The organism is Ferviditalea candida, from assembly GCF_035282765.1.
Classification (GTDB): Bacteria; Bacillota; Bacilli; order Paenibacillales; family KCTC-25726; genus Ferviditalea; species Ferviditalea candida.
In genome coordinates, this window is record NZ_JAYJLD010000006.1 from 106,013 (window position 1) to 124,756 (window position 18,744).

Sequence of the window (18,744 nt, forward strand, 5' to 3'; positions counted from 1 at the left end):
TCAAGCCCGGCTTGCAAACACCGCGATGACGCCCGGACCGACATGGGTTCCGATCACCGGTCCGATCACGGTGTGTAAGGAATCCGCTGCATTCAGATTTTCTTTCACCATTGCTTCCAGCTCTTGGGCCGCATCCGGAGCCTTGCCATTGGCCACAGTCAAATGGATCGGTTGATCCGCAAAGTCCTCTTTCAACAGCGAAATTATGCGGGCTACCGCTTTCTTATGTCCTCTGACCTTATCAACGGGAGTCACTTCGCCCTCATCGTCAATCGTCAAAATCGGCTTGATGTTCAAAAGCGAACCGAACAGAGCGGAGGCCTTGCCGATCCTTCCGCCCTTATATAAATATTCCAGCGTGTCCACCAGAAAATACAGGCGGGTTCCTCCCCGCATCCGGCGGATTTTATCCTGAATGTCTTGTTGATTTGCATCCTGCTTAGCCAACTCGGCCGCAGCGACAACGAGCATGCCGAATCCATACGATGCCGATTTCGAATCGATCACGGTAATTCTCGGACTGTTGTTCAAAAGCGATTTGGCCAATACCGCCGATTGATACGTTCCGCTCAGCGCCGAGGAAAGATGAATCGATAAAATCTCCGCATCCGGATCCTCAAGCAGCCGTTTGTAAACATCCACAAACTCTACCGGGGACGGCTGAGATGTGGTGGGAAGCTCTTTCGAATCAACCAGCTTTCGATAAAACTCATCGGTTTGAATCGTAACCGCATCCTGGTACGTTTCTTTGCCGAAATGAACCTTGAGCGGCACCATCTCGATACCGAGCCGTTTCCTCACTTCTGCCGGAATGTCTGAAGTACTGTCCGTAACAATATGAATCGGGCTCAATAAGATCACCTCACAAGAATTAGGCATCGCGATGAAATAACTTCCACTAAATTGGCAGAAAAGATCAATTAAACCGCTTGATACTTTCCCGCCAAAAGTGGAACTAATTCCATCGCGAGCCCTTACTCAACGGAAAAAAGATAATAATACAACGGTTGTCCGCCGTAATGCAGCTCTATTTCAGCATCGGGGTAAGTATCGTTCAAGAATTTGAGCAGCTCGGCTGTCTGCTCTTCAACGGCATCCTGACCCGTAAAAACTGTCACGATTTCATCCTCTTCCGAGATGATCGACTCAAGCAGCTGCTTGCCGGTTTGAATCAAATCCGGGGAAGAAATGACGATTTTGCCATCGGCGATTCCCAAAAAATCGCCTTCCTTAATCTGCAGTCCGTCAATTTTCGAATCCCGAACCGCGAACGTGATCTGCCCCGAGCGAATTTTCGACATCGCCCTGTTCATGTCTTCTACATTCCGGGACAATTCTGCCTTCTCTTGAAACGCAAGGATAGCCGCCATCCCCTGCGGAATCGATTTGCTTGGGATCACTGCAATTTCTTTATCCACCAGTTCTTTGGCCTGCTCCGCCGCCAAAATAATATTGGAGTTATTCGGAAAAATAAAGATTTTTTCGGCTTTCACTGCGGAAATGGCATTCATGATGTCTTCCGTGCTGGGATTCATCGTCTGTCCGCCCGCAAGCACATAATCGACCCCGAGACTTTGGAAAATCTCAGCAATTCCCTCGCCCATAGCCACGGCAATCATTCCGTATTCCTTGGCGCCTTGTTCCGCATCAACGGCTTTTGAACGAACAGGCAGTTCAGCAGAATTGGCCCGCGCCGCATCCTGCTCCAGAATATGCGTATGCTGATCGCGCATATTTTCGATTTTGATCCGGCTTAAATCCCCGTAGTTCATCGCCAAATTCATGGCTGTTCCGGGATATTCGGCATGAATATGCACCTTGACCAGGTTGTCGTCGGCAACCACCAGCAGAGAATCTCCGATCTCCGACAAATCCTTGCGGAATTTGGACTCGTCAAATACAACACCGGGCACTTTACCGGGCTTCAAATTGACCAAAAATTCCGTGCAGTACCCGAATTCAATATCTTCCGTCGCCAGATGAGACTGGGCGCTTCTCGAGCTTTCCATTCGATGGGCTTCTTCAGCCAAATCGGCAACCCGGATCGGGCTTTCGCCGCGTTCCTCATCCTCCGCGACAGCAATCATGGACGGATGATTAAAGCCTTCATCGATTCTTTCGCCGCTCAACGCATGGATAAATCCTTCATATATAATAACGAGCCCTTGCCCGCCGGCGTCAACTACACCAACCTGCTTGAGCACCGACAGCAATTCCGGTGTTTGCTTCAGCGCTTGCTTGGCCCGAACCAGCACTTCCTTCATCAGTTCGGAGATATCGTCCGTTCTTCTGGCAAACAAGGCGGCCTGTTTGGCCGCTTCCTTGGACACGGTCAGAATGGTTCCCTCCACCGGCTTGACCACTGCCTTATAAGCGGTATCCACCCCTTGCTGCAAAGCCGATGCGAACTGCACAGCATTCATTTCTTCAAAAGCCGAAGCGAATTTCGCAAAACCTCGAAACAGCTGGGAAAGAATGACCCCCGAATTCCCCCTCGCTCCCATCAGCAGGCCTTTGGCAAAAACCTCCGACGCTTTGCCGATATGCGAGGACGGCTTCTTCTTTAATTCCTCGACCCCGGACGTCAGCGTCAGATTCATGTTCGTTCCCGTATCCCCGTCAGGCACCGGAAAGACGTTCAAAGCATTCACCTGTTCGGACCGGGCATGCAGAAATTCCGATGCGGAGAGTGCCATTTGCAGCAAATCTGAACCGTTAATAAAGCGCTTACCCAAAGATGATTTCTCCTTCCTAACGGGATACGCGAACCCCTTGTACAAATATATTCACATGATCCACATGAAGCCCGACGATCTCATTTAGAACATACTTCACTTTTACCTGTATATTATGTGCCACCTCGGAGATTTTCGTTCCATAGCTGACGATGATATATAAATCAAGATGAAGCGAGTCGTTTTCCCTGCGGACTTCCACGCCGCGCCCCAAATTTTCCCTTCGCAGAATTTCAGCGATGCCGTCCTTCAATTTTCGCGATGCCATGCCGACCAACCCGTAGCAATCCAGTGCGGCCGAACCGGCAACCACTTTAACCACCTCGTCGGAGATAACGACTTTACCGCCTTCATTCACCAGTTCCATGGGCATCTTCCACCATCTCCTTCTAGAGATATTATGGTTTATTACTCATTGTACTATAATCAAAATAACAAATAAATGCAATAACATCTTTCGCTTTATTGACTTTCGTTTTTTTAATATGCTATGATATTTAAGTATGTTTTCAATGGGATCCAAAGGGAATCAGGGGGGGTGTAGCAATGTCCCGCAAATGTTATGTTACCGGGAAATCGCCTAAAAAAGGCAATAACGTTTCCCATGCCAACAACAAGACGAAACGTACTTGGGGAGTGAACGTTCAAAAGGTTCGCATTCTCGTGGACGGAAAACCGAAACGCGTGTACGTAAGCACTCGCGCGCTTAAATCGGGGAAAGTGGTTCGCGTTTGACATACCGGAAGGATAGACGAAAAGCACCTGCCAACGGTGCTTTTTCCTTTTCACTTATGGCTCGCGATGAAATTAGTTCCACTTTTGGCGGCAAAGCATCAAGCGGTTTAATTGATCTTTGCAGTCAATTTAGTGGAAGTTATTTCATCGCGAAGCCTTATTCAACTTCCGCTCTTCGCCATCAGCTTAATTTTTGTTGAGTGTATTCAGGATCGCCTTCACAAAGCCTCCCAAAAACCTCGGAAGTTTAATCGTATAAAATTTCATAATGAGCCCTCCCAAGCTTTTTTGAACTTGCCATTGCCCCATCTCTCTATCATATATATTCCGCACTCCGGAAAAGGTGCCTATCTTGAAAGGATGAAATGCACAGCCCATAAAAAAAGTTACATGGAGCGAGACTCCATGTAACCATTATATTCCACGGGATCGGGGATTATGCCTGTCTTTGAGTGAACGCTTGCCTGCGGATGCCGGAAATCGCCTCCCGGCGGTCGGACGTTCCGAATACCGCATTTCCCGCGACAAGCACGTTCGCCCCGGCGTCAACGACACGTTTGGCCGTCTCGGGATTAATCCCTCCGTCCACTTCAATCTCGACGTGCTGCAGCCCGCTGTCATTCAACTGCTGCCGCAGAAGACGGATTTTCGGCAGGGTGCCGTGAATGAATTTCTGTCCGCCGAAGCCCGGATTCACAGTCATGATCAGAATCAGATCGACATCCGAAAAAATCGGCTCGATTGCCGACACCGGCGTGGCCGGATTAAGCGCCACACCCGCTTTCACACCCTGGTCCTTGATCAATTGCAGGGTTCGGTGCAAATGCCGGCAGGCCTCCGCATGCACGGTTATCCAATCCGCGCCCGCCCGCGCAAAATTCGGAATATATCTGTCCGGCTCTTCAATCATCAAATGCACATCCAACGGCAGTGAAGTCGTCGGCCTGACCGCTTCGACCACCAACGGTCCAATGGTAATGTTAGGCACAAAATGACCGTCCATCACATCGACATGAATCCAGTCGGCCCCTCCGCGTTCCACATCCTTGATCTCTTCCGCCAACTTCGCAAAATCCGCCGACAAAATCGACGGAGCAATCCGTATCATATGCTCAATACCTCCTCTTGCGATCCTTGATCTCCTGCAAAAATTGCAGGTAGTTCGCATACCGGTGGCCGGCTATCCGCCCCTCTTGCTTGGCCCGGATCACGGCGCAGCCCGGTTCCTGCGCATGCAGACAGCCTCTGAACTTGCAGTCCGATGCAAAGCTGCCGAATTCCCTGAAAGATTTCCCCAACTCCTCCGCTTCGATCTGCATGAAATCGAGCTGGCTGAATCCCGGCGAGTCGGCGACAAAGCCGCCTTTTTCCAATGGCAGCAATTCCACGTGCCGGGTTGTATGCTTTCCCCTGCCAAGCCGCATGCTGATCGAACCGGTTTCCAGCTGCAACCGGGGCATGATCGCATTCAGCAAGGAAGATTTGCCAACCCCCGACTGTCCGGCAAACACGCTGATGCTGCCCTGAATACGGTCGCGGACACGCTGTACGCCTTCCTTGGTTTTGATGCTGACCGGGATGATCTCATAGCCGATCTGCTCATAGACTGAGCGAATTTCCGCAATCGTGAATCCGCAGCTTAAGACACGGTCTTCGCTTTCCAACAGATCCAGCTTGGACAGACAAATGACCGCATCCACCCCGGAGCTTTCCGTATGCACGAGAAATTTATCGAGCAGCGTCAAATTCAAATCGGGTTCCACCAAGGAAAAAATCAGTACGGCCAGATTCACGTTCGAAATGGGCGGACGAATCAACTCGGAAGTTCGGGGCAAAATCTGCACAACCGTACCTTCTCCGCTTTCCTCTGTCTCATAAATCACACGATCGCCGACCAAGGGCATGATCCCTTTGATTTTGAATACTCCACGGGCCCGGCATTGCACGGAATCTGCTCCGGGAGCATCCGGCAGAACATAATAGTACCCGCTCAGCGCTTTGATGATCAATCCTTCTGGCATGCACGTCCCTCCGTAAACAATTTCCTAATGGCCGCTCGGTGCAGGCGGTTTGCCGGAAGATGCGGCAGTTCCGCCGGAAGGCTGATGACCCGTGCCGGACGGATTAGCTGAAGGCAAGCCTTCGGAAAACGTTGATTCCTGCTGAGCGCGCTGCGCGTCCAGATAGGTTACGGTGATGCTGTCAGTCGGCTGTCCGTCCTTATATATGGTGATTACGGCATTCGTCTTCTTGGATACAACGACCGGGACAGAATAATGCGTTTGTGAGGTAATGTCCTCACTTTTCCAGTCCCGCTCGCCTTTTGCATCGCTGACCGTAATTTTCACTGCCGTATTTTGCCCTTCGACTGTCGGACTGACCGCAATGCTCTTGATCGCTTCCACCGCATCCTCGGCCAAGCCCGTGCTTACCCAGATCGTGATTTCCTGCCCCGGATCTACTTGCGCGCCGGGCTCAAAAGGCCATTGCTTAAATATATACCCCTCCGGAAAGTAGCTTTTTTCGCGCTGAATGTTCTTTTCATCGATCTTCAGATTGGATTTGGTAATCAGCGCAATCGCCGCACTTTCCTTCATTCCGACCAAATCGGGCATTTCCACCGTTCCCTGGCCTTTGCTCACCGTAAACGTGAACGTCGCCGTTTTGGGATCATATTCCTCCTGAGGAACCGGTATTTGATCGATGATCGTTCCGGCGGGTTGATCGCTTTTCACTTCCTTTTTGACGATCTGGTCCGGATTGAATTTGGCTTGAAACTCACTAAGAACGGTTTCCCACAGCATCCCCTTATAATTTTGCATGATTGCCATCTCTTTGCCCTTGCTGACGATCAGCTTGATCGAGGAATGAAGCTTCACTTTATAGCCCGACTTTTCCTGCTGCAGCACAATTCCGTTAGGAACGTTGTCGTCGAAGCGGTATTCGATCGGACTGGCGCTCAATCCGGCTTCACCCAGCTTCGTCCTGGCATCCTCCAGCGTCATGTGCTCCACATTGGGCACTTCCACATCCGGCACCTTGATCAGCTTTTGCACATAAGCGATCCCGTACCACATCGCCGCCAGAAGAATAATGATGACCGCAAACCAAACGACCGGCTTGATCCACGAATTCTTTTTCCCGGACTTGGACTCAAGCCCTTTCCATTCCACCGAGGCTTCCCGTTCCTCCTCCGAATCCGCGGCGCGGCGGGAACGAATCGCCGGCATCACCCGGGTTTGTTCATGATCCTCATCCATCCGCTCCTGACGGGAAAAGGCAATTTTCGGCTCATTCAGCTTCTGCGGAAGCAGACAAGTTTCCAGATCATGAAGCATATCGCGTGCGGACGCATAACGCTCCTCCGGATTTTTGCGCATCGACTTTAAAATGATGTTCTCAACGCTTTGCGGAATCATCGGGTTGACCTTCCGGGGTTCCTCCACATCTTCCTGAAGATGCTTCAGCGCCACGCTGATCGGACTTTCCCCCAAAAACGGAAGCCTCCCGGTCAGCATTTGATACATCACGATTCCCAGCGAATAAATATCTGATTTTTCCCCTTGCGACACCCCTTTGGCATGTTCAGGCGAAAAATAGTGAACGGAGCCGATGACCGATCCGGTCTGGGTAATATCGGAGGCGGTTGCCGCCCGGGCAATCCCAAAATCGGTAACCTTGACCCTGCCGTTTTTGCCGATCAAAATGTTGTGGGGCTTGATATCGCGGTGAATGATCTGATTATGGTGGGCGTGATCAAGCGCGTCGCAAATCTGCGTGGCAATATGGACCGCTTCTTCAACCTGCAAAGGAGCATGCTCCTTGATCTTTTCATTCAGGTTCGTGCCTTCCACATATTCCATGACAATATAATGAATGTCTTGTTCTCTTCCGACATCGTAGATGCTCACGACATTCGGGTGGGAAAGCGATGCCGCCGACTGCGCTTCGCGCCGGAAGCGGCGGATGAATTCCTCGTCGTGCACAAACTGCTGCCGCAGCACCTTAACGGCGACTTTGCGGTTCAATAAACTGTCATGTCCCTTGTAAACTAAGGCCATCCCGCCTCCGCCGATGCGTTCAATGATTTCATAGCGCCCGCCCAGAACTTGTCCGATCACGATCTCACCCCTTTTCTTCGTCATCCGCCTGCACATTGGCAAGCAAAACGACAGTAATGTTGTCATCTCCCCCTGCTTGCAGGGCGCTTTGTACCAGAAGGTTCGCTTTAGATTGCAGTTCCTCCCCGGAACGGAGAATGGCCGTGATCTGACCGTCATCAAGCAGACTGCTTAAACCGTCGCTGCACAGCAGTAATACGTCTTCCTGTTTCCATGCATCAATACAGAGATCCACTTCAACCTGCTCATCGGTACCCAGCGCTCGTGTCAGCACATTTCTGCGGGGGTGGGAATTCGCTTCTTCCGGGGATATTTGTCCGGATTTGACCAGTTCATTCACAAGCGAGTGATCCTCAGTGAGTTGGATCATGAATTCATCGTCCAGTTTATACGCACGGCTGTCTCCAATATGAGCGATGATGATGAGTTCATCGGAAACCAGGGCGACGACGATCGTCGTCCCCATTCCCTGATATTGTTCCTGACTGGAGGCGATTTCAAACACCTCCCGGTTGGCCTTGCGCACCGCATCAGCAATCCTTTGACCGCATTCCTCGGGACTCATGCCGGGCTCAATATTTTGCAGCTCCCGCTTTACCGTATCTATCGCAATCTGGCTGGCGATATCGCCGGCCTGATGGCCGCCCATTCCGTCCGCCACAATGGCCAACGTAAATCCGTTCAAACGGTTCTGCACCACGGCACGATCCTCATTCACCGTGCGGATGAGACCCACATCCGATTTGAGTGCGGTTTTCATGCTATGTTCACCTCGCAGTCGACTCCATATGTTTGGCCCTGAGCTGTCCGCAGGCCGCGGCGATGTCTCCGCCCTGCTCTCTGCGGATCGTGGCATTGATATGATTGTGCTGCAACACGTTCAGGAACGCGAAGATGTCGTCACGCGATGTCCTTACATAATTTCGTTCGGGAACGTAATTCACCGGAATCAGATTGACATGGCACAAAATATCCAGCCCGTTCAGAACCTCGGCCAGCTCTTGGGCATGCTCCGGACGATCGTTCACGCCTCCGATCAAGGCATATTCAAAAGTGATTCTTCTTCCGGTTGTTTGATAATAATACTGCAGCGCTTTAAGCACTTCGGCAAAAGGATACCTTCGATTGACAGGCATCAGCTTGGAGCGCAATTCGTCATTCGGGGCGTGAATCGATATCGCCAGGTTGATCTGCGTCTGTTCGTCGGCGAAACGATAGATCGAGGGGACGATTCCGCTTGTGGAAACCGTAATATGCCGCTGCCCGATATGCAAGCCTTTCTCATGAATCGTGATCCTCAAAAAATCCATGAGCGCATCATAGTTCTCAAACGGCTCGCCGGTTCCCATGACAACGATGCTGCTGACTCTTTCCTGCTCTTTGTCAAGGAGTCTCTGCGCTTCCAGCACTTGGGCGACTATCTCGCCTGCAGTCAGATTCCGCTTCAGTCCGCCGAGCGTGGAGGCGCAGAAAGTGCAGCCGATCCGGCAGCCAACCTGGGTCGTAACGCACACACTGTTCCCGTAATTGTGGCGCATGATCACGGTTTCGATCGCATGGTCGTCATGCAGGCCGAGCAGCAGCTTGACCGTCCCGTCGGAGGAAACCTGCCGGGTAATTTCCTTCAGGATTACAAATTGAAAGGATTCCTCCAATTTTTGCCTCAGCGATTTGGGCAGGTTGGTCATTTCCTCAAATGCGCCAACCCGCTTCACGTAAAGCCAATCAAAAATTTGACCGGCCCGAAAAACGGGTTCGCCCTGTTCCTTGACCCATTCCCGCAGCCGTTCCATTGTCAAATCATAAATGAACGTTTTCACATTTATCACGCTGCCTGTCGATTTTTTCAAATCCGCAAGTGCTTCTTGAAAGGGTCTATCTGTTGCTTATCCGTTCCATTTTATCACAAATGTTCAGCCAACCAAAACCTTCTTTACCCGTCCGGTGATTTTCTTTTCAATCTTGCGATAAAAAAGCCGTCGGAATGAAAGTGGTGCGGCAGAATCCGGACCATGCCGGCAGACAGCATCGCTTTTTCACGCACGGGCTCAGGCAGCATCGCTTCCAGCTCGGGATCCGGTTCGAATTCGGGAAACTGCTCAAGAAACCGCGCGATCATCCCCTCGTTCTCTTCCCGCATCAGCGTGCAGGTGCTGTAAACCAAGACTCCCCCCGGCTTTAGCAGATTGCGAATGTCCGACAGAATCGAAAACTGGATGTCGGTAATCCCTGCAATTTCCCGTTCGCTTTTGGACCATTTGACATCCGGCTTGCGCCGGATCACGCCCAGACCCGAACATGGGGCATCCAGCAGGATCCGGTCAAAGCTGCCTTCCGCAAAACGTTCCGACAGATGCGCGGCATCCGTCACTTGGGTGCGGATGCAATTCAACCCAAGGCGCCCGGCCTGGGCTTCGATCAGCTTCTTTTTATGCTCATGCACGTCATTCGCCCAGATCGTTCCCATGTCATGCATCTTTTCGGCAAGGTGGGTCGTTTTGCCCCCCGGCGCCGCGCAGCAATCGAGAACCTGCATGCCCGGCTGCGGATCGGTGATTTCCGAGACCAGCATCGAGCTTTCATCCTGAATGGAAAACTCTCCGGCGGCATACCCTTCGGCCAACGCGAGGTTGCCTCCGCTCCTCGCCACAATCCCGGAAGCGGCGATCTCGGATGCTTCCGCCTGCAAGCCTTGATTTCGCAGCCGTTCTAGCAGAGCCGTGCGTTCAAGCTTTAACGTGTTGACCCGAATGCTGCTTTTTGGAGGCTCATTGTTGGAAGCACAGATTTGCTCGGCAGTCCGCTCGCCGTATTGCTTGATCCACTTGGACACCATCCATTCGGGATGAGAATGCTGCAGGGCAATTCTCTTCACGGGAGGCAGATTGTCCGGTATAGTCAATTCTTCCCTGCTCCGCAGCACGTTTCGCAGAACCCCGTTGACCAGGCCCGATATTCCCCGATGCCCTTTCTTTTTGGCGATTTCCACCGCTTCATGAACCACCGCGTGAGGCGGAATCCGATCCAGGTAATACAGCTGATAAAAACTCAGCCGGAGCAAGCTCGACACCCACGGCTGAAGCTTTTCCAGCCCCTTGTTGACGAAGCGCTGCAGGAAATGATCGATTGTATTGTTCCGCTGTATCGTCCCGTATACGATTTCCGTCACCAGCGAAGCATCGAGCCGTTCCAGTTTGTACCTTTCCAGAGTTTGATTCAACAGCAGATTGCTGTAGGCCTGATCCTCAGCCACACGGGTCAGGATCTCCAGCGCCACCTCGCGCGCGCTCAATTTTTTGTTCCTTCGCGAATCCTTTTCTATATTCACCCGATCCTTTTCCTTATTCACCGGTACCATCTCCAAAGACAGTGCCGCCCGAAATAATCGTGCCTCTAGCAAATTCCCCGACGGTCATTTTTTTCTTGCCCGCGGGCTGGATCTCCGTCAGTCGGACCGATCCGCTGCCCGTAGCCACCCGAATTCCTTTTTCATTCATCTCCAGAACGGTTCCCGGGGCGGTCTGCAGACCTCTGGAAGCGGCCGGAATTTGAACATCGGATTCCCGCTCGTCCAGCTTCGGATTCCGGCAGGCCCATACTTTCATGACTTCGCCATTCCAGATTGTATATGCCCCCGGCCACGGACAAAGTCCCCTGACCTGATTATAAATTTCCAAGCTGGATCGGCTCCAGTCGATTTTTTCATCCGCTCTTGTGATATTGCGCGCATAGGTGGCCTGCTCATGATTTTGCGGGATCGCCCGGATGCTGCCGTCCAGCATCCCTGGCAGCGTTTGAATCAATAATTGGGCACCCGCCTCGCTTAATTTGTCATGCATCGTGCCTGTTGTGTCCGAATCCAGGATCGGAACCTCAACCCGGCTGATCATGTCGCCGGTGTCCAATCCCTCGGCCATATACATGATCGTCACCCCGGTGACCGCTTCTCCGTTCATGACTGCGTAATGGATGGGAGCGCCCCCCCTGTATCGGGGCAGCAGCGAAGCATGAATATTGATGCAGCCGTATTTGGGCATGTCCAAAACCGCCTTCGGCAGCAATTGCCCGTAAGCGGCGGTGACGATCAGATCCGGCTGCAGGGAAGCAAGCTCTGCGACCGACTCGGGATCCCGCAATTTCTGCGGCTGCAGAATGCGGAGTCCGTGCTTTTCCGCTTCCGCTTTAACGGGCGGAGGCGTGAGAATCTGCTTTCTTCCTTTCGGCCGATCGGGTTGGGTGACCACTCCTTTGATGGAATAGCCCGCTTCCAACAGAGCGCGCAGCGGAGAAACCGCAAAATCCGGCGTTCCCATAAACACGATGTTCAAACGATCACCCCTCTTGCAAATTCACTTCCTCTAAAAAATAAGACCGTGAATTTTTATTCCACCTTATGGTTATTTCAGAAAAGGGATGGCACTCCACCGCTGTTAAAACCAGGAATATGAATAGATTTTTGCGGTTAATTCCCTTATTCTTCCATACCATTAGAATAAAAATTTACTAAAACAATCCGTCAGGCATGCTCCAAAATGAATTCTTCAAGGAAGCTTCAGCATGCCATTTTTATCACCTGCAAGGCGACATGAAACCGCATGGGACGTCGAGCTTGAAAATTCAAATGAGCCCCCTACCCTTCCTTCGGTTCGGCTTTATATACAGTTTCCGCCAAATCCGTAAACAGAATTCCGTTCAAATGATCGATCTCATGCTGAAACGCCCGCGCCAAAAATTCCTCCGCCTGCATCGTGAATTCGCTGCCGTTGCGATCCAGTCCTTTGACGGTAACCTTCATCGCTCTTCTCACATCCCCCATCAATCCGGGTATGCTGAGACAGCCTTCAGGACCAAGTTGCTCCCCTTCGCTGTTCACGATTTCGGGATTGATCATCTCGATCAAGCCGTGCTCATCGCCGACATCGATCACAATCACCCTTTTCAGAATGCCGATCTGCGGAGCCGCCAGTCCGACTCCCGGCGCATCGTACATCGTTGCCGCCATATCATCCAACATCTTATGGAGATTCTGCGTGAATTTGGTGACCGGGTTGGCCACCTTCCGCAAAACCGGATCAGGATCTTTTACAATAAAACGAATTCCCATAAGGTCATGCACCGTCCTTGATTTTATAAAATGATAAAAACTACATCATCATTTGCGGATCGACATCCACGCTGATCTGCAGCTTCTCTTTGGATACCGTGTCTTCGAGTCTGGACAGCGCGCCGTCCATGATCCCCGAAATTGCCACATCTCCCCGATATTTTATCATGCATTGAAATCGATATCTATCTTTGATTCTGGATATCGGCGATGCGACGGGGCCCAGCACTTCCAAACGGCCATCCCCGCCGGCGTCGGTTGCATGACGGCTTAACCTCCGCCACTGCTGCCGAATTTCGTCTGCGAGCGTTTCCCCCGCACGCACGAGAAGCGGAATTTGTCCGTGCGACAGTGTTACCAAAATTAATTTCCAGAACGGAGGGTATTCGCGCGCCTCCCGCAGCTTCAATTCCTGCGCTACAAAGCGAGAATAATCGTGCATGCTTGCACATTGTATGCTGTAATGCTCGGGGGTGTAGGACTGAATCACGACTTCACCGGGAAGATGGTGCCGGCCGGCCCTTCCGGCTACCTGAGTCAGCAGCTGAAAGGTTTTTTCCGCGGAACGGAAGTCCGGCAGGTTCAGCACCGTATCCGCCGCTATGACGCCCACCAGGGTAACATACGGGAAATCCAGCCCTTTGGCCACCATCTGCGTGCCCAGCAGGACATCCGCCTGCCGGCTGCGGAACAACTGCAGCCATTTTTCATGCGCGCCTTTTTGATTTGTCGTGTCCACATCCATCCGGATGACGCGAATTCCCGGGAACAGCCTGACCAACTCCTCTTCCACCCGCTGGGTTCCCGCCCCGAAGAATCGGATATGCGCGCTTTTGCATGACGGGCATGAATTGAGTTCGCGCTCGGCATAACCGCAATAATGACAGCGCATGGTTCTTGAATTGTGATGATATGTCAAGGAAATCTCGCAGTGGGGACACCCGGCCACATATCCGCAGGATCGGCACATCACAAAGGTGGAATAGCCTCTCCGGTTCAGCAGCAGAACCATTTGTTCCTGCTTTTGCAAACGATCTTCGATCGCTTGGTGCAGCGCACGGCTGAACATGGAACGGTTGCCGGCCTTTAACTCCTCCCGCATGTCGATGACCTGAACCGCGGGCAAAGGCCTTCCCTGAACCCGTGAAGGCATTTTAAGCAGTTTGTACTCCCCGGTCTGCGTCCTATGATAGCTTTCCAGCGAAGGGGTCGCAGATCCCAACAGAATTACCGCCCGGCTCTGCCGCCCGCGGGCAACCGCAACCTCTCCGGCGTGATATTTCGGATTTTCCTCCTGCTTGTAGGAAGCTTCATGCTCCTCGTCCACAATCAGCAGCCCCAAATTGCTGAACGGAGCAAAGACCGCAGATCGTGCGCCGATAGCAACTTTCACTTTACCCATTTGAATCTTTCTCCATTCATCATATCTTTCGCCATGGGAAAGCCTGCTGTGCAAAACGGCAACCCAATCGCCGAACCGGCTTTTGAACCTTTCGACCATCTGGGGGGTCAGGGAAATTTCCGGAACGAGCACAATCGCCTCCCTCCCCTGATTCAGGCATACCTCAATCGCCTGCAAATAAACTTCCGTTTTGCCGCTTCCAGTCACACCGTGCAGCAGGAACACCTGATGAGTCCGCATGCGCAGGCTGGCGGCAATTTCATCATAAATAGCCTGCTGTTCATCGGTCAGCTGCAGGGAGGTCGTCCGCTCGAACACCCTGTTCTCATATGGATCCCGGAACACCTCAACTTCTCGAAGGGCAATCCAGCCTTTATCCGCCAACGCTTTGACCGCCGATGAGGAAATTCCCTGCCGCTTGGACAAATCGGCCAATTTGACCGGCTCCGGATTCGTCTGCAAATGTTCGATCAGCTGCCTTTGACGCTTCGCGTTCTCCGGGAGCTGGGCCAAGCAGGCTTCAAGCAATTGGGGATTTTCGGGAGGAAATACGGTCAGCACCGTTTTCTTTGACAATCGGTCCTTAATCTCTTGTTCTTCCGCCAACCGTCCCCGTATCAGCATCTCCTTCAGCAGCGGACCATCAGCGGGAAAGCGGCGCAGCAGTTGCTCCATACTCAAGCTTTCTTTGGATAAAATATAATCGATAATTTCCCGCTCTCTATCATCCTCGACTGGCGGCTGCGCTTTTGGCCCGGAAACGATAATTTTTCTTTCATATTTGGCTTTCAACGCACCGGGAATCATGGCTTGCAAAGCGGTAATTTCATGACAGGCATACTTTCTGCTCATCCATCTGGACAGCTCTACAAGCTCCCCGTTCAGCGGGGGTATCGGGTCAAGCACATGTTTGATTTCCCGCATTTTGTGCAGTTCGTAATCGCTGGATTCGCGAAGCTCGACGACAAATCCCTGAATCACCCTCGAACCGAATGGAACGCCCACCCTGCTGCCAACCTCCACCCAAGGCTCCAAGGATGGCGGGATGATGTAATCAAAGGCCCGATTCGTATCTTTGGCCGGAACATCGACAATAACTTTCGCGTACATTGCTCCCCTCCTTTTTCATCCCAGCCGGCTGCTGACGATTTCCAGCAGCTGGTTCGCCACCTCTTGCTTGGACATCATCGGAAGCGAACGGACCAGTCCGTTGCGATCAAAGATCGAAACGATATTCGTAGCCGACCCGAAGCCGGCGCCCTCTTGCGTTACATCGTTGGCAACGATGAGATCGCAGTTCTTCCTCTTTAATTTCTCCATGGCATGCTGCTGGACGCGCTCGGTTTCGGCTGCGAAACCGACAATAAACTGAAAGGTTTTTCGCTCCCCGATCGCTTGCAGAATATCCGGATTTTTTTGCAGGGTGAGCGTCAAAGTATCTTCGTTTTTCTTGATTTTTTGCTCCGCCTGAACCGCCGGACGATAATCGGCCACGGCGGCCGCCTTAATCACCACGTCCGAATCGGCAAAACGCACCATAACGGCTTCAAACATTTCCATTGCGGAGGTAACGGGGACCCATTCCGCCACTTGAGGCGGGGTCAAGGCGGTGGGAGCGGATATCAAAGTAACCACGGCCCCCATCCGAACCGCCGCTTCGGCGATCGCGTAGCCCATCCTGCCCGAGGAATCGTTGGTGATATACCTCACCGGGTCGATGCGCTCCACAGTTCCCCCCGCGGTAACCAGCACCCGCTTGCCTTCCAATGGACGTTCCGGATGCAGCAGGGCGGCAATCCGTGCATAGATTTCATCCGGTTGCGCCAGTCTGCCTTTGCCGACATAGCCGCAGGCCAGTTGGCCTTCTCCGGGCTCGCAGAAGATGACGCCTCTGTCCCGAAGCCGACGGATATTTTCTTGAACGGCGGGATGTTCATACATATGTACATTCATCGCAGGGGCCATCAGGATCGGGGAAGTGACGGCCAACAGCGTCGTGCTCAGCATATCGTCCGCAATCCCGTTCGCCAGTTTACCGATGATATTTGCCGTTGCCGGAGCAATCACGACAAGATCGGCGCGATCGGCTGCATCAATGTGCGAGATAACGGAGGAATCCTTTTCATCGAATGTGTCGATCAGCACATCATTTCTGGACAATGCCTGAAAAGTCAAAGGCGCAATAAACTTTGCCGCCGATTCCGTCATGACGACCCTTACATTCGCGCCGGCCTGTGCCAGCTTGCTGCACAATGCGGCGGCCTTGTAAGATGCGATGCCGCCGCTGACCCCCAATAATATCGTTTTGCCCCGCATGAGCATCTCGTTTCACCGCTTTCCCGATGGTTTCATCCGGCCAGAAAAAAATAACAACCTAGAGAGGTTGTTGTTTGTTATCATGCCGAATGCTGTCACTTCAATTTATCGAATTTGATTAAATTCAAGTAGATTTCTTCCAGCGCAACCCCGACATATTTGTGTGATTTGGGATGAACAAGTTCCGACCTGGCTCCCTCCCGGAGCACCCGGGCCCGTTTGGCCGCCGCAACTACCAGCGAGTACTTGCTTCCCACTTTTTCAACGAGCTCGTCAATCGATGGATACAGCATGCTCTACACCTCTGCTATCATGATTAGGATTGTTTCTCTGAATAGACTTTTTCTAGCATTTCCTTGATTATCGGAAGCATCCTGTCTTTCCTGTGGTGCTCCGCCGTGATGATCGCCTGAATCCGCTCGCAAGCCAATTCCACTTGATCGTTAACGACGGCATAGTCGTAATGTTCAAGGTATTTCAATTCATCCAACGCAGTGGACATCCGGCTGCGGATGGAATCGTCGGTCTCGGTTCCCCGGGTCTCGATGCGGGATTGCAATTCCTCCAGCGAAGGAGGCATCAAAAAAATAAAGATGCCCCCAGGAAACTTTGATCTCACCTTCAAAGCTCCCTGGACCTCGATCTCCAGAATGATATCCTTTCCCTGGTTGATCGTTTCCTCGACAAAACTCCGCGGCGTTCCGTAATAATTCCCGACATATTCAGCCCATTCGAGCAGATCGTCGTTCTCGATCATTCGCTGAAATTGCTCACGAGTTTTGAAAAAATAATTCACTCCGTCGATTTCGCCGGCTCGCGGAGAACGGGTTGTCGCCGAAACGGAATAGACCAGCTCGGTCATATCCTTGCGCAAAGCCGAGCATACCGTTCCTTTTCCCACACCGGAAGGTCCTGACAGAACGATCAGCAATCCTTTTTCCATTTTGCCACATTACTCCTCGCTGTCATCATCCTTGGTCGACAAACGGTGTGCCACGGTTTCAGGCTGAACCGCAGACAATATCACATGATCGCTGTCGGTAATAATGACGGCCCTTGTTCTTCTGCCGTAGGTTGCATCTATCAGCATATGGCGGTCGCGCGCCTCCTGGATGATCCGTTTGATCGGAGCCGACTCAGGACTGACGATAGATATGATCCGATTTGCCGATACGATGTTTCCGAAACCAATATTAATCAATTTGATTGCCAATTTGCTTCCCCCTTACCCAAAATCACCGAAATACATGGCACTATTCTTGCCTGATCCCCGGAAGCCCATACTCCACTGCTCTGCACAGCCACGCTGCCTTAGGCATCACGATGAAATAACTTCTACTAAATTGCCGGCAAAGATCAATTAAACCGCTTGATACTTTGCCGTCAAAAGTAGAACTAATTTCATCGCGAGCCCTTATTCAATGTTCTGAACCTGCTCCCGAATTTTCTCCATTTCCGCTTTCATTTCGATCACTTTAGCGGCAAGTCCGGAATGATTCGCTTTGGAACCGATCGTGTTCACTTCACGGTTCATCTCCTGAATCAAAAAGTCCAGCTTTCTTCCAACAGGGTCCGCCGCCAGCAGCAGCTGCCTGAACTGCCGGAAATGACTCCGCAAACGGGTCAGCTCCTCTTCGATGTTCGAACGGTCAGCCATTAAAGCAACTTCCATGGCAAACCTCGTTTCATCAAAAGCCGCCGAATCGGCCAGCACGTCGCGAATCCGATGCATGAGCTTGTCGCGATATTCCTCGACAACCCGCGGAGCGGTTCGCATCATATCCTCATATAAAGACTCCAGAACGGTTATGCGCTCTTCCAAATCTATAAAAAGATGCTTTCCTTCCGTTTCCCTCATCTCGATCAGTTGGTTCAATGCATCCTGCAGGCATTTCATCAACAAGTCTTCCATTTCGTCGGATGAATCCTCCGGGTCATTCTCGTCTATGCGAATGACTTCCGGGACGCTCAGCAGGTCTTTCAGCGAAAGCGTATCCTGAAACGAATACCGTGCGGATAATTGTTCGGCCGCCTTCAGCAGTCCGTCCACCAACGGCCAGTTGACTTCTACGGTTCGGGATGCATCCACCTCCCGCTCGACAGTGACGAATACGTCAACGCGGCCCCGCTTCACCAGCGATTGGATCGATTTTTTGAACCGTTCTTCAAGAGCCGCCCATTCGCGGGGCATACGGACCATAATCTCGCAGTAGCGGTGATTGACGGATTTCAGATCAATCAGTACATGGAAGCCGCAAGCCGTTCCTCCGGCCTGTCCGAATCCGGTCATACTGTGAATCATTGAGAATCACATCCATTTTACTATTCTAA

19 protein-coding genes are annotated in these 18,744 nt (G+C 51.9%); 1 reads left to right on the forward strand and 18 read right to left on the reverse strand.

Features of this window, described 5'->3' with window-relative positions; genetic code table 11:
• The 3 genes from VF724_RS06110 to VF724_RS06120 form a co-directional block, all read right to left on the reverse strand.
• The gene (locus VF724_RS06110) at positions 1-852 is read right to left on the reverse strand and encodes a DegV family protein (RefSeq protein ID WP_371753337.1); all 852 of its coding nucleotides are present in this window, start codon (positions 850-852) and stop codon (positions 1-3) included.
• A gap of 122 nt (positions 853-974) precedes the next feature.
• A complete protein-coding gene (locus VF724_RS06115; protein ID WP_371753338.1) occupies positions 975-2,735 on the reverse strand; it encodes a DAK2 domain-containing protein in 1,761 nt (586 codons plus the stop codon).
• A 16-nt stretch (positions 2,736-2,751) separates the two neighbouring features.
• On the reverse strand, positions 2,752-3,108 hold the full coding sequence (locus tag VF724_RS06120; RefSeq protein WP_371753339.1) for an Asp23/Gls24 family envelope stress response protein: 357 nt from the start codon (positions 3,106-3,108) through the stop codon (positions 2,752-2,754).
• Positions 3,109-3,281: 173 nt separating this feature from the next.
• On the opposite strand from VF724_RS06120, the gene rpmB reads away from it, so the two are divergent.
• Entirely contained in the window at positions 3,282-3,470 is a 189-nt protein-coding gene (gene rpmB, locus VF724_RS06125) for a 50S ribosomal protein L28 (RefSeq protein ID WP_371753340.1), read from the forward strand.
• 186 nt (positions 3,471-3,656) lie between these two features.
• On the opposite strand, the gene spoVM is transcribed toward rpmB, so the two are convergent.
• From spoVM to VF724_RS06200, 15 genes are all read right to left on the reverse strand, one after another.
• The gene (gene spoVM / locus VF724_RS06130; protein WP_371753391.1) at positions 3,657-3,737 is read right to left on the reverse strand and encodes a stage V sporulation protein SpoVM; all 81 of its coding nucleotides are present in this window, start codon (positions 3,735-3,737) and stop codon (positions 3,657-3,659) included.
• A gap of 169 nt (positions 3,738-3,906) precedes the next feature.
• The gene (gene rpe, locus VF724_RS06135; protein WP_371753341.1) at positions 3,907-4,578 is read right to left on the reverse strand and encodes a ribulose-phosphate 3-epimerase; all 672 of its coding nucleotides are present in this window, start codon (positions 4,576-4,578) and stop codon (positions 3,907-3,909) included.
• A 4-nt stretch (positions 4,579-4,582) separates the two neighbouring features.
• Positions 4,583-5,491, reverse strand: a complete 909-nt coding sequence (rsgA, locus tag VF724_RS06140) for a ribosome small subunit-dependent GTPase A (RefSeq protein WP_371753342.1) — start codon at positions 5,489-5,491, stop codon at positions 4,583-4,585.
• Between the two features lie 24 nt (positions 5,492-5,515).
• Entirely contained in the window at positions 5,516-7,591 is a 2,076-nt protein-coding gene (gene pknB / locus VF724_RS06145; protein ID WP_371753343.1) for a Stk1 family PASTA domain-containing Ser/Thr kinase, read from the reverse strand.
• Positions 7,592-7,595: 4 nt separating this feature from the next.
• Complete coding sequence (locus VF724_RS06150) at positions 7,596-8,351, reverse strand: Stp1/IreP family PP2C-type Ser/Thr phosphatase (protein WP_371753344.1); 756 nt, start codon at positions 8,349-8,351, stop codon at positions 7,596-7,598.
• A gap of 7 nt (positions 8,352-8,358) precedes the next feature.
• Positions 8,359-9,411: a dual-specificity RNA methyltransferase RlmN gene (gene rlmN, locus VF724_RS06155; RefSeq protein ID WP_371753392.1), complete on the reverse strand. Its 1,053-nt coding sequence runs from the start codon at positions 9,409-9,411 to the stop codon at positions 8,359-8,361.
• Between the two features lie 113 nt (positions 9,412-9,524).
• Positions 9,525-10,940, reverse strand: a complete 1,416-nt coding sequence (gene rsmB, locus VF724_RS06160) for a 16S rRNA (cytosine(967)-C(5))-methyltransferase RsmB (RefSeq protein WP_371753345.1) — start codon at positions 10,938-10,940, stop codon at positions 9,525-9,527.
• Positions 10,933-11,919, reverse strand: coding sequence for a methionyl-tRNA formyltransferase (gene fmt, locus VF724_RS06165; RefSeq protein ID WP_371753346.1), 987 nt, complete (start codon positions 11,917-11,919; stop codon positions 10,933-10,935). Before fmt ends, rsmB begins: the two co-directional genes overlap by 8 nt.
• Before the next feature lie 302 nt (positions 11,920-12,221).
• A complete protein-coding gene (gene def / locus VF724_RS06170) occupies positions 12,222-12,695 on the reverse strand; it encodes a peptide deformylase (protein ID WP_371753347.1) in 474 nt (157 codons plus the stop codon).
• A gap of 40 nt (positions 12,696-12,735) precedes the next feature.
• Positions 12,736-15,207 (reverse strand): primosomal protein N', encoded by a 2,472-nt coding sequence (priA, locus tag VF724_RS06175; protein ID WP_371753348.1) that lies wholly within the window; start codon positions 15,205-15,207, stop codon positions 12,736-12,738.
• 15 nt (positions 15,208-15,222) lie between these two features.
• Positions 15,223-16,419: a bifunctional phosphopantothenoylcysteine decarboxylase/phosphopantothenate--cysteine ligase CoaBC gene (gene coaBC, locus VF724_RS06180; protein ID WP_371753349.1), complete on the reverse strand. Its 1,197-nt coding sequence runs from the start codon at positions 16,417-16,419 to the stop codon at positions 15,223-15,225.
• Positions 16,420-16,508: 89 nt separating this feature from the next.
• On the reverse strand, positions 16,509-16,706 hold the full coding sequence (gene rpoZ, locus VF724_RS06185; protein WP_371753350.1) for a DNA-directed RNA polymerase subunit omega: 198 nt from the start codon (positions 16,704-16,706) through the stop codon (positions 16,509-16,511).
• A 23-nt stretch (positions 16,707-16,729) separates the two neighbouring features.
• On the reverse strand, positions 16,730-17,356 hold the full coding sequence (gene gmk, locus VF724_RS06190) for a guanylate kinase (RefSeq protein WP_371753351.1): 627 nt from the start codon (positions 17,354-17,356) through the stop codon (positions 16,730-16,732).
• A 9-nt stretch (positions 17,357-17,365) separates the two neighbouring features.
• The gene (gene remA / locus VF724_RS06195) at positions 17,366-17,626 is read right to left on the reverse strand and encodes an extracellular matrix/biofilm regulator RemA (RefSeq protein ID WP_371753352.1); all 261 of its coding nucleotides are present in this window, start codon (positions 17,624-17,626) and stop codon (positions 17,366-17,368) included.
• Positions 17,627-17,827: 201 nt separating this feature from the next.
• Positions 17,828-18,715, reverse strand: coding sequence for a YicC/YloC family endoribonuclease (locus VF724_RS06200; protein ID WP_371753353.1), 888 nt, complete (start codon positions 18,713-18,715; stop codon positions 17,828-17,830).
• Between the last annotated feature and the right edge of the window lie 29 nt (positions 18,716-18,744).

Bases quoted from the DNA above. Each gene is read 5' to 3' on its own strand.
- coaBC (WP_371753349.1), bottom strand. From the start codon at position 16,419: ATGCTCATGCGGGGCAAAACGATATTATTGGGGGTCAGCGGCGGCATC.
- rpmB (WP_371753340.1), top strand. From the start codon at position 3,282: ATGTCCCGCAAATGTTATGTTACCGGGAAATCGCCTAAAAAAGGCAAT.
- def (WP_371753347.1), bottom strand. From the start codon at position 12,695: ATGGGAATTCGTTTTATTGTAAAAGATCCTGATCCGGTTTTGCGGAAG.
- VF724_RS06150 (WP_371753344.1), bottom strand. From the start codon at position 8,351: ATGAAAACCGCACTCAAATCGGATGTGGGTCTCATCCGCACGGTGAAT.
- rpe (WP_371753341.1), bottom strand. From the start codon at position 4,578: ATGATACGGATTGCTCCGTCGATTTTGTCGGCGGATTTTGCGAAGTTG.
- VF724_RS06200 (WP_371753353.1), bottom strand. From the start codon at position 18,715: ATGATTCACAGTATGACCGGATTCGGACAGGCCGGAGGAACGGCTTGC.
- VF724_RS06120 (WP_371753339.1), bottom strand. From the start codon at position 3,108: ATGCCCATGGAACTGGTGAATGAAGGCGGTAAAGTCGTTATCTCCGAC.
- rpoZ (WP_371753350.1), bottom strand. From the start codon at position 16,706: ATGCTGTATCCATCGATTGACGAGCTCGTTGAAAAAGTGGGAAGCAAG.
- spoVM (WP_371753391.1), bottom strand. From the start codon at position 3,737: ATGAAATTTTATACGATTAAACTTCCGAGGTTTTTGGGAGGCTTTGTG.
- rsgA (WP_371753342.1), bottom strand. From the start codon at position 5,491: ATGCCAGAAGGATTGATCATCAAAGCGCTGAGCGGGTACTATTATGTT.
- priA (WP_371753348.1), bottom strand. From the start codon at position 15,207: ATGTACGCGAAAGTTATTGTCGATGTTCCGGCCAAAGATACGAATCGG.
- gmk (WP_371753351.1), bottom strand. From the start codon at position 17,356: ATGGAAAAAGGATTGCTGATCGTTCTGTCAGGACCTTCCGGTGTGGGA.